Annotated in this window: 3 protein-coding genes and 1 pseudogene; 3 read left to right on the forward strand and 1 reads right to left on the reverse strand. The window is 36.7% G+C overall.

Annotated features, from left to right (window positions below; genetic code table 11):
* Nucleotides 1–851 (reverse strand): thiamine pyrophosphate-dependent dehydrogenase E1 component subunit alpha (locus ACOYLT_RS11460; protein WP_422853977.1); only part of this gene is annotated, 851 nt, incomplete at its 3' end.
* A gap of 241 nt (nt 852–1092) precedes the next feature.
* Here ACOYLT_RS11460 and ACOYLT_RS11465 point away from each other — a divergent pair.
* From ACOYLT_RS11465 to ACOYLT_RS11475, 3 genes and pseudogenes are all read left to right on the forward strand, one after another.
* On the forward strand, nt 1093–2046 hold the full coding sequence (locus ACOYLT_RS11465) for an isopenicillin N synthase family dioxygenase (protein WP_422853978.1): 954 nt from the start codon (nt 1093–1095) through the stop codon (nt 2044–2046).
* Nucleotides 2047–2196: 150 nt separating this feature from the next.
* Complete coding sequence (locus ACOYLT_RS11470) at nt 2197–2529, forward strand: translation initiation factor (RefSeq protein WP_422853979.1); 333 nt, start codon at nt 2197–2199, stop codon at nt 2527–2529.
* A gap of 49 nt (nt 2530–2578) precedes the next feature.
* Nucleotides 2579–2676 (forward strand): annotated as a pseudogene (locus ACOYLT_RS11475) (phosphorylase); the annotation flags it as partial.

Raw genomic sequence — 2676 nt, forward strand, 5'->3', positions numbered from 1 at the left:
GATAGTACACTAACGCGAAGTAAATAATCTCTATAATTCGCAATTGGGTCTTTAATAGCCCACATATCCATCAACTCTTGTGGGACATATTTTGTACCACTCGCCTCTTCATGACCGCGCATACGAAAGGTTTTGAACTCTAATAATACAGGTCTAGGATTATCTACCATCGAAGCTTTTAACTCACTAACAGTAGTAAAAACATCCAAAATATTATTTCCATCTACGATATGACTTTCCATTCCATAACCTATTCCTTTATCGGCTAAATTCTCACAACTGTATTGTTCATTGGTGGGAGTAGACAAACCATAGCCGTTGTTTTCAATGACAAACAAAACTGGCAATTCCCAAACCGCAGCTATGTTCAACGCTTCATGAAAATCTCCCTCAGAAGTAGCGCCTTCACCAGTGAATACCGCGGTAACTTTTCCGTTCTTTTTTAGTTTATTGGCTAAAGCAATCCCATCGGCAACGCCCATTTGTGGACCAAGGTGCGATATCATTCCTATAATGTTGAACTCTTGTGTGCCAAAATGAAACGAGCGGTCGCGCCCTTTGGTAAAGCCCGTTTTTTTTCCTTGCCATTGCGAAAATAATCGATGTAACGGGATGTTTCTTCCTGAAAACACGCCTAGATTTCGGTGCATCGGTAAAATGTATTCGTCTTTATCCAAGGCGGCAGTTATACCCACAGCTATAGCTTCTTGCCCAATGCCTGAAAACCATTTAGATACTTTGCCTTGACGCAATAAAATAAGCATCTTCTCCTCTATCAATCTGGGTTTGAGGAGGCTTTTATATAAGTTCAATAACTGAATGTTGGATAACTCTCTTCTATCAAAATTCATGTTGGTTTGTTGTATTATATTGTTGCCCAAAAGTACTAAAAAGTGTTTAGTTATTTGGCAAATAGAAAAGAGAAATAGAGAAAAGATGCAAGAGCAAAGACAATAGACTAGAAATAAATAAAGATGCGATTTAGCGTTATTAATTGTTGACAACTTTGATTTTGTTTATTTAAAAATTCGTTACATTTGTTATTATGATTGGAATTTTTCCAGTTTACCCAATTAAAAATAAAGTTATAGTATGCAACAAATTCCTAGTGTTGACTTACGTGATTTCCTGTCGAACGATCCGGCACGTAAACAAAAATTTGTAAATGAAATCGGAAGAGCTTATGAAGACATTGGCTTCGTAGCATTAAAAGGTCATTTTTTGGATGACAAACTAGTTGAAGATTTATATTCGGAAGTGCGCAACTTCTTTGGGCTTCCATTGGAAACCAAAGAGAAGTATGAAATTCCTGGTATTGGTGGACAGCGTGGTTATGTTTCTTTTGGAAAAGAACATGCCAAAGGGCGTTCGGCAGGCGACTTGAAAGAGTTTTGGCATTTTGGACAATACGTTAGCAAAGACTCAAAATATGCTAGCGAATACCCAGACAATGTATCCGTTGCTGAGTTACCCCATTTTAACGAAGTGGGTAAAGAAGCCTACCAGATGCTAGAAAAAACAGGTGTTTATGTATTGAGAGCTTTGGCTTTGTATCTTGGTTTGGATGAATTTTATTTTGATAATTACATCAAAGACGGTAATAGTATCCTGAGACCGATTCACTATCCGCCTATTACGGATGAACCACAAGATGGCGCTGTTCGTGCAGCTGCTCATGGTGACATCAACTTGATAACATTATTAATGGGTGCACAAGGCAAAGGATTGCAAGTACAAAATCATGATGGCGACTGGATAGACGCTATGGCTCAACCCGACGAATTAATGATTAATGTTGGTGATATGCTATCCCGTCACACGAATAACAAATTGAAATCTACAATTCACCAAGTGGTAAACCCACCAAGAGAATTATGGGGAACATCTCGTTTTTCTATTCCGTTTTTTATGCACCCTGTGAGTGATATGCCTTTGAACTGTTTAGAGAAGTGTATTGATGCTAACAATCCAAAAGGATTTGAGGACATTACAGCAGGTGAATACCTAGACGAAAGGCTGGTAGAACTAGGATTAAAAAAGAAGTAAAAGTTAATTCAATAATTCAATAAAGACATTGAGTTTTATGCTTGATGTCTTTTTTGGTTTATTTTGACTAGCTGAGTGCCTTAACATCTGAGTATCTATGATAAAAACTCAGCGCCTTAGTTACTCAGCAACTCAGCAATTTAAAAAAAAATGGACTTACAAGAACAATTAAAAAAACTTTTTCCAGACCACGAGCCATCCACCGAAAAAGAGGAAGTGGTTCAAAAAGAACATAATCTTTTTATCCAAAAGGAACCCGTGATTTGCAAATATGAAAAAAGAAAAGGCAAAGCGACTACCATTATTGAAGGTTATGAAGGTACTGATGAAGATTTTAAAATAATAGCTAAAGAAATAAAAACAAAACTGAGTGTTGGTGGTACTTTCAAAGACGGAGCTATCATCATTCAAGGCGATTACCGCGATAAAATAATGAACATCCTAAAGGATAAAGGTTTTAAAACCAAACGAGTAGGCGGTTGATGTAATAAACATCAAATACTCAATTCAACAAATAAATAATGTAACAGTAATGATACAATCATCAGAATTAATATTAAATCCAGATGGCAGCGTCTATCATTTAAACCTCAAACCCGAACATATAGCACATGATATCATCTTTGTAGG

This window comes from Flavobacterium sp. (assembly GCF_049318185.1).
Lineage (GTDB): Bacteria > Bacteroidota > Bacteroidia > Flavobacteriales > Flavobacteriaceae > Flavobacterium.

Bases quoted from the DNA above. Each gene is read 5' to 3' on its own strand.
- ACOYLT_RS11465 (WP_422853978.1), top strand. From the start codon at position 1,093: ATGCAACAAATTCCTAGTGTTGACTTACGTGATTTCCTGTCGAACGAT.
- ACOYLT_RS11470 (WP_422853979.1), top strand. From the start codon at position 2,197: ATGGACTTACAAGAACAATTAAAAAAACTTTTTCCAGACCACGAGCCA.